Origin of the sequence: Lutimonas sp. (genome assembly GCF_051011215.1) — a bacterium.
Taxonomy (GTDB): domain Bacteria; phylum Bacteroidota; class Bacteroidia; order Flavobacteriales; family Flavobacteriaceae; genus Lutimonas.
On sequence record NZ_JBPCUJ010000047.1, the window covers coordinates 1 to 6,656 of the forward strand.

5 protein-coding genes and 1 pseudogene are annotated in these 6,656 nt (G+C 38.0%); 2 read left to right on the forward strand and 4 right to left on the reverse strand.

Features of this window, described 5'->3' with window-relative positions:
- Both ACR2MV_RS04805 and ACR2MV_RS04810 read left to right on the forward strand, forming a co-directional pair.
- Nucleotides 1-233 (forward strand): annotated as a pseudogene (locus ACR2MV_RS04805) (hypothetical protein); the annotation flags it as partial.
- 103 nt (nt 234-336) lie between these two features.
- Nucleotides 337-1,299: a helix-turn-helix transcriptional regulator gene (locus ACR2MV_RS04810; RefSeq protein WP_434020766.1), complete on the forward strand. Its 963-nt coding sequence runs from the start codon at nt 337-339 to the stop codon at nt 1,297-1,299.
- A gap of 36 nt (nt 1,300-1,335) precedes the next feature.
- Here the strand turns inward: ACR2MV_RS04810 and ACR2MV_RS04815 are convergent, their stop codons facing one another.
- The 4 genes from ACR2MV_RS04815 to ACR2MV_RS04830 all read right to left on the reverse strand — a co-directional run.
- The gene (locus ACR2MV_RS04815) at nt 1,336-1,845 is read right to left on the reverse strand and encodes a DUF2490 domain-containing protein (RefSeq protein WP_434020767.1); all 510 of its coding nucleotides are present in this window, start codon (nt 1,843-1,845) and stop codon (nt 1,336-1,338) included.
- Nucleotides 1,846-2,154: 309 nt separating this feature from the next.
- On the reverse strand, nt 2,155-4,329 hold the full coding sequence (locus tag ACR2MV_RS04820; protein WP_434020768.1) for a carbonic anhydrase family protein: 2,175 nt from the start codon (nt 4,327-4,329) through the stop codon (nt 2,155-2,157).
- A gap of 274 nt (nt 4,330-4,603) precedes the next feature.
- Nucleotides 4,604-6,097, reverse strand: a complete 1,494-nt coding sequence (locus tag ACR2MV_RS04825; protein ID WP_434020769.1) for a DUF1254 domain-containing protein — start codon at nt 6,095-6,097, stop codon at nt 4,604-4,606.
- Between the two features lie 199 nt (nt 6,098-6,296).
- Nucleotides 6,297-6,656: DUF1214 domain-containing protein (locus tag ACR2MV_RS04830; RefSeq protein ID WP_434020770.1), on the reverse strand; the 360-nt coding region annotated here is incomplete at its 5' end.

Consider the following 6,656-nt stretch of genomic DNA (forward strand, 5'->3'; position numbering starts at 1 on the left):
AACAAAGACTCCTTGATCAGTCAGATCAGGAAGAGATCGTAAATATGCAAATCAGCCTTATTGAGAACAAAATCAGTAAGGCTTTTTTAATGCTCCAGGTTAAGGATGAACCATTTTCTGTACAGGATATCTTCGATGCTTATCAGGGTAAAACCCTTAAACAGGATATAGGAATTATCGAGGTATGGGACCTGCATAATGAGCGCATGGCAAGATCGTGCAGAGGAAAATAGGGGAGGAGATGAAAAGGATAAGGGAGGGCTGAGGGGTTCTCCCAATTCTTTTGTACATTTAGTATTCAATAAACTTATCGTTAAACAGCGATAATTAAGCTTTATGTATAAAATAGAACTAACCTCGATCGATTCGATTGATGGTATACTGAATGAAATCCATGGATACTTTCCTAATGGGAAAATAGACGAAAAGGGATTTAAAGTGGATAATGTAAAAGAGAGCTTCAGCTACTCTATCATTAATTTCTTGGGTGCTTTTCATGTTGTGTTATTTGAAGGATACCTTGGGGAGGATACGCAAATAAAAATCAAACCCAATTCAAATAAATCTTTGGTGATGAGATTCATTTTAGAGTCTAGCGTACTTCATCAAGACAGAGAATTGAGTATTGGAGAAGGGTTGGAAAATGGAGCATGTTTGTACAACTCTTACTCAGAACAAAAACTGTTTATCGAAAAAGGAAAGACCGTGAAGTGGTTGGCTGTGCATATTCCCATTGAGAGATGGCTCGAGTTTACGGAATCCAAATGGGAAACTCTGAATTCCATTGTTGAAAACGTCAATCCATGGATACTATTCGAAAGCATGACTCCGAAGTTGTCTACATTGATTAAGGATGTATTTGCTTACAACACTTTAGATATTGGAAGAAAAGGATTTATTGTTTCTAAGACCATCGAACTGGTTACTCATTTTATGATTCAACTTCACAAAAGGGGAAATGATGCGGAAAATATTGGGGTGCCGGATGTTGAAATCAGCAAATTATATGCAGTGCGAGAATTGCTGAACAAACAATTGAATGAGCCACCAAGCATGGAAGACTTAGCGAGTTCTTTTGCCATGTCTGAAACCAAGTTACGATCCAATTTCAAAAAAGTCTTTGGAATGCCTCCATATCAATATGTTCTAAAAGAGCGTCTCAATGAGTCTTATCGATTACTCGAATCCACAGACCGCTCCCTGACAGATATTGCGTTAACACTTGGCTTTAATGACCAGAGTCATTTCACTAAGAGTTTTAAGAAAGTATTCGAGTGTTTACCGAGCAGTGTGCGTTAAACAATAACTTTAAAGAGGCTTTTAGTTGTAGTCAACCTATAAGAGCAAATAGATTCTTGCCTGATATATGATGTCGTTAGTGGCAAAATCCTCCTCCGTTGTATTTCTAGCATATTGATAACCAAATCTCACTTCTGTTCTCCATTTTCTGGAAATATTGTACCCCATTCCAATATTGGTGCGAAGTACATCATTGAATTGTTTAGCTCCTATCAAATTCCAGAAAAATTCAATTCTCATGGGAACATACAATCCTTTGGCTTCTGGAATAACATCTCCTTGCAACTTGAATGTTACATCAAAAAGATAACGTAATCGCAATCCAAAAGTATTGGTCCAATTTTGAGTGTTCAGATCAAATCGTTCTTCGAGTCTCACGTAATGCCATAAGCGAAAACGAGTCCAATCCGGCCAATCTAAAATGTATCCTTGATAGGGTCGTATCTCTAATCTGATTATATCATTAGAATTATTGGTAAAGTAAAACCCTACTCCTCCTGTTAAGAATTCTCGGTAAGGTTCTTTTTTAAAAATGAGTCTTGGCAAATTGATTCTTACTCCTGTTTTAAAATAATACCGGTCCCAAACATGTGGCGAAATTGTTCTGAATCCGATTTCACTTACAATTCTTTAGCATTGGTTATGTTATGGTTGAAATCCCATCGAAACCAATATTGATTGGTAATGTCGTTTTCTGATAAAGAATTTTGAGCATTTGAAGTATTGGCAACCACAAAAAAACAGAGGTAGAGCCATACTTTTAATATACCTCTGTTTTCTTATAGTTTTTGTAGAATACCTCGGATGAATGCTTTTCATTGTTTCAGTTCAATAATATGACAATAATTTTGGATTCTATAATTCATTTAAGATCTCCTTAAAAATTTCCCTTCCGTTAAGTTCTTGAATATCACGATAATTGTTTTCAGGCATTAGTTTTTTTAACATGTCTATTTGAGCTGGAGAAGCATGACTCGCATTTTTTACCACGATCCATAATACATCCTCAGAACAAGGGGGCGTGGTAAGAGATCCGCCATACGTATACACATCCAATGTGTCTAATCCAAAAATCTCAGGAATAGTTGAGCCCAGGTCGTATTTATCATTGATCATTTTGGTCTGTCCAATATCAATAGGAAGATACTCCTCTAAAAATGTAAATGTAGAATCAGGCATTCCTTGTTCTACCAAAAGAGCGAATACCACGTAGGAATTCGTTTGTTCATTATGATGCACTAGGTGGATCTCTAAAGGATATCGAACACCATTTATGGTATGTTCAGAAGGAGAATGAAAATGAAACTGCTTCATGAGGTAATCTTTACCTTGATATTGGATAATGTTCTTTTCTTGATCAAAGTTATACTGGATAGTATGGCCGTTATTTGTAATGGATCGTATCGTTGTTTCTTCTTCATATTCTTTAATAATGATATCATCCAAGTGCTTCCCTTCTACTGTTTCCACATCGACCAGATTAATTGGAGATTGATGGACCCCATCACAATCTGAACCATTTTCTAATTTTGCCCAGTGTTCAGGGCCACTTTCACCAACATAATCCCAGGTTGAACTCTTAGAGACGATTTTTTCTACGGATGGGAGAACCCATGTTTTATTGAAGTACTCTTCCGTTGGAGCATAAACTCGGAAGTAGGTGAACCAACCTTTTCCTGGATTCGAATAGATAAAATTGCTTTGCGGTACACCTTGTGGCTTTTGAGGACCTACAGTAACCGTTACCGTTCCATCTTCGTTGACCAATAATTCTTCTCTTGAACTAATGCCCGGCTTGCGATCTTTATTTTGAATAAACGTTCGTGTAGTTTGAGAATACACTACGAATGACCAAAATTGCTCCATGGGTACATTTGCGGGTATCGTGATCTGATAGGTGTTGGATCCATCCAACCAGTTGCCTTCAGAATCTTTGTAGCCGGCCAAATACTTAGAGCCTACGCCTACCAAGTCCATCATCATTCCTTGTGACATAGAGTAAGCTTCGTAATTGTAGGATACCAAACCGTCCAACTCTTTGTAGTTTCCTTCTTCATTGTAATGAATAGGATTACTCAGACCTCCAAGGATAAAAGTGTAATCTGTTCCTTCACCATAGAACGGTTCGATCAATCGATCTCTTCCATTCGACAATGATTCGGCCATGGCTTTTCCATATTTGGCAGCCTCCAACAAGATCTCTTTCTGTTTTGGCGTAGGATTAAAGTCCTTTCCTTTTTCAATTCCAACGCGTTGTAAGAATTGAAGCATATATCGAACCTCCTCAGGGAAATCCTCTATTTGTATTACTTCATTCAATGCTGTCCAATAGTCAAAACCTTCTGGCCACCAACCTTCGTAATAAGTGTCTCCGATATTTACAAGCTTGGTTTCTGGTTCTCCGCCTAATGGATATAACTTGTGACCCTCTTGCAGTTTTATACGTGCTTCTTCATCTTCTTCCAAAATTCGGGTTCCGATCCAAAATAGATTCGTTCTCACACGGATAACGTAATCAGCTCCGTGATCAGCTGGTTCTGGCATGTTTTCATGAAGGATCAGGTAAACACCACCTTTTCCTTGGTCTTGTCCGGCCAAACCAAGATCAGCAACCCATCTGCTTTCAATGTCATTGATGATACCTCCGGTTCTCCCTTTTGGAACTTCTAGGACCAATGGACCTGATTCTTTAAGGTTTGGGAAGGCCAGCATGTAAGGAGTTACTAAGTTGGAAGTTATGATATTGTACTTCTGTTCTAGAGTGTTGTAGGTTACAAAATCCAAAGGACCAGCCACTTTTAAATTAGCTTTGCGCCACATTTGATTGACCATCACAGAGTTTCCCCATAAATAAGCTTGAGTAGCACCATGCAGCGCCATTTCATCGTACATCGCATCAATGGATGCATCAGTTAAATAGCCAGATTCTTCATATTGGATCTTTTCTGTAGATTGAGAATGGAACGTTTGTTTTTTCTTACACCCTAAGATTGAAAGGGCGATGAGCAGGATGAACATTTTTGTTTTCATTTTATTTATCTGTTTAAATTATAATGCAAATGTGCGGAGATAATGCTCGCTGAAATTGTACAATTCAATAAGGTATTGGTACAATTCAACACTTTTGAAGTTGTGAGTGAGTTGAATGAAAGTGTATAAAAAAGTCTACTTCAAGTCCACCTGATGAGGTGAAAACTCGAAGTGGGCTTTTTACATTAGTTCTCCTATTCTGAGGTTCTATAATGTTCTTGATTTCGATTTAGTCGTCCTTAAAAAAGATTAGCACCTCCTCTTTCATTTGATATTAATTTCTAGTTTGAATTTTCTCAATGTCATTTGGCTTCCATGATTGATCGAAATAAGGCTCTAAAGGGCCGTAAAGTCTAATTAAAGTCATCCATCCTTCTCCAGGAATGGTTTTGATCCAATTTTTTTCTTTCCCTATTGGGGCCTTTGGACCAAAGTATAAATCAACAGACCCGTCTTCATTTACTTCCGGCTTGTCATACGAGTTAATGCTAGGTTTGATCATTCCGTTTTCAAGCAATGAACGGGTATCTGGATGATAAAGTGTGACAGACCAAAAGTCTTTAGCTGGAATTCCTGCAGGTAAATGAAGTTTATAGTTGTTCTCTCCCATCAGAAAATCCCCCTTATTATCACGATAACCAGAAACATATTGAGATCCAATACCGATCATCTTATTGGTCATAGCTGGTGTAATGACTATTGCTTCGTAATGAAACAGAGTTCGAGCATCGAGGTTAAGAACGTCATCGTTCATAAATTCATGGCTACCACCAATGAATAAATGTTCATACTGTCTATCCTCATAAACTTTTGCGTCATGAAGACGATTTGCATAAGCATTTGCTTTTGCCATTGCATCTCCTCTTTCAATGCCTCTTTTGTAAATATCCATTGTTCTATGGTCTGGATTGAAGTCCTTTCCTTTTTCAATACCAAGGCTTTTTAAAAGCCCTAATTCATAAGCTGTAAACGCAGAACTGGGTTCATACTGTACTGTTTCATGAATCAACTTCATGTACGATTCGTTTCTAGGATGCGTGGTGTTGATGTTCTTTTCAACAGAATAATTGAAATACCGATTCTTAATCTCAGATTGATGACCTAAAGGATAAAGTTTGAAGTTTTGCTGATAGTATTCAATCGCATCGTTTCCAGAGCCTGTTAAATTTTCAAATCCACGCACCATTACCCAGTTTCTGTAAGTTGGTGTTTTATAAACAAAATATCCTTCAGGGATAATACCATCATAGTCATTATGAACGATCAAGTACTTGCCTCCTTCGCCCTTATCTGGGCCTGCGTTACCTAGGTCAGTAACGAATCGCATCCAACCATCGTTTACTATTCCTAATACATTGGGAGGTGTTTCCACAACATAAGCGCCAACAATCTTCAGGTCAATGTAAGCCGTTGCATAAATACTTTCAGTATTGTAAGTGAGTCCAATGTGATTTACTTTTCCGGCTCCTGTTTCTGTGAAGACTGCAACATCTCCGGTATTCATTCCTGATTCTTCTATATGACTTTTAAACAACGCTTGTTGAGATGCTAAAGGCATAAATTCTAGGTATATCTGTGATACTCGTTGAATATCCAACTCATCAAAAGTTTTGTCTATTGTGGTTTGAGTAGGGTAGCCTCCAACGAATTTGTATTTCGATATTTCGTTTTCTGGAGTTGTTCTCATGGAAGGTGAGCATGAACTGACCAATACAATGATTAACATTAATGCCAGTAGAAATACATAGTTTAATCTTGACTTTTTCATTTTGATTATCTGTTTAAATTACACTGCAAATGTGCGTAGATGAGGGTCGCAGAAATTGTACAATTCGATACGATGATGGTATAATTCAACAGGTTTAAGACTGAAGAAAATTTGAAATAAATGGCAATAAAAAAGCCCACTTAGAGTCCATCTGTACAGGTGAGATCTCAAAGTGAGCTTCATGCTTCAATCCTCTTTATTACGGCTTCACAACATCCAATAGTTCAAAATCATTCAGCATCCAACGGTCTTCCGTTTGTGAAAACAATTCAGGCTGTGGTCCATACCATCTGAACAAAGTGAACCAGGTACCATCTCCCGTTGTGGGAACGTGATTGGATTCAGGCATACCCACCGGACATTCAGGACCAAAGGTTAACGTAACCGAGCCGTCTTTGTTGGTGATCAAATCTTCTTGCTTAGAAGACATAGCTACTTTATCCACATTGTCGAAAAAGGTGCCTCCTGTTTCAAACTCATAGACATTTACTGACCAAAATAGTTGAGCAGGAACGTGAGGAGGAACAACGAGCTTATAGGTGTTCTTGCTGGATAGAAC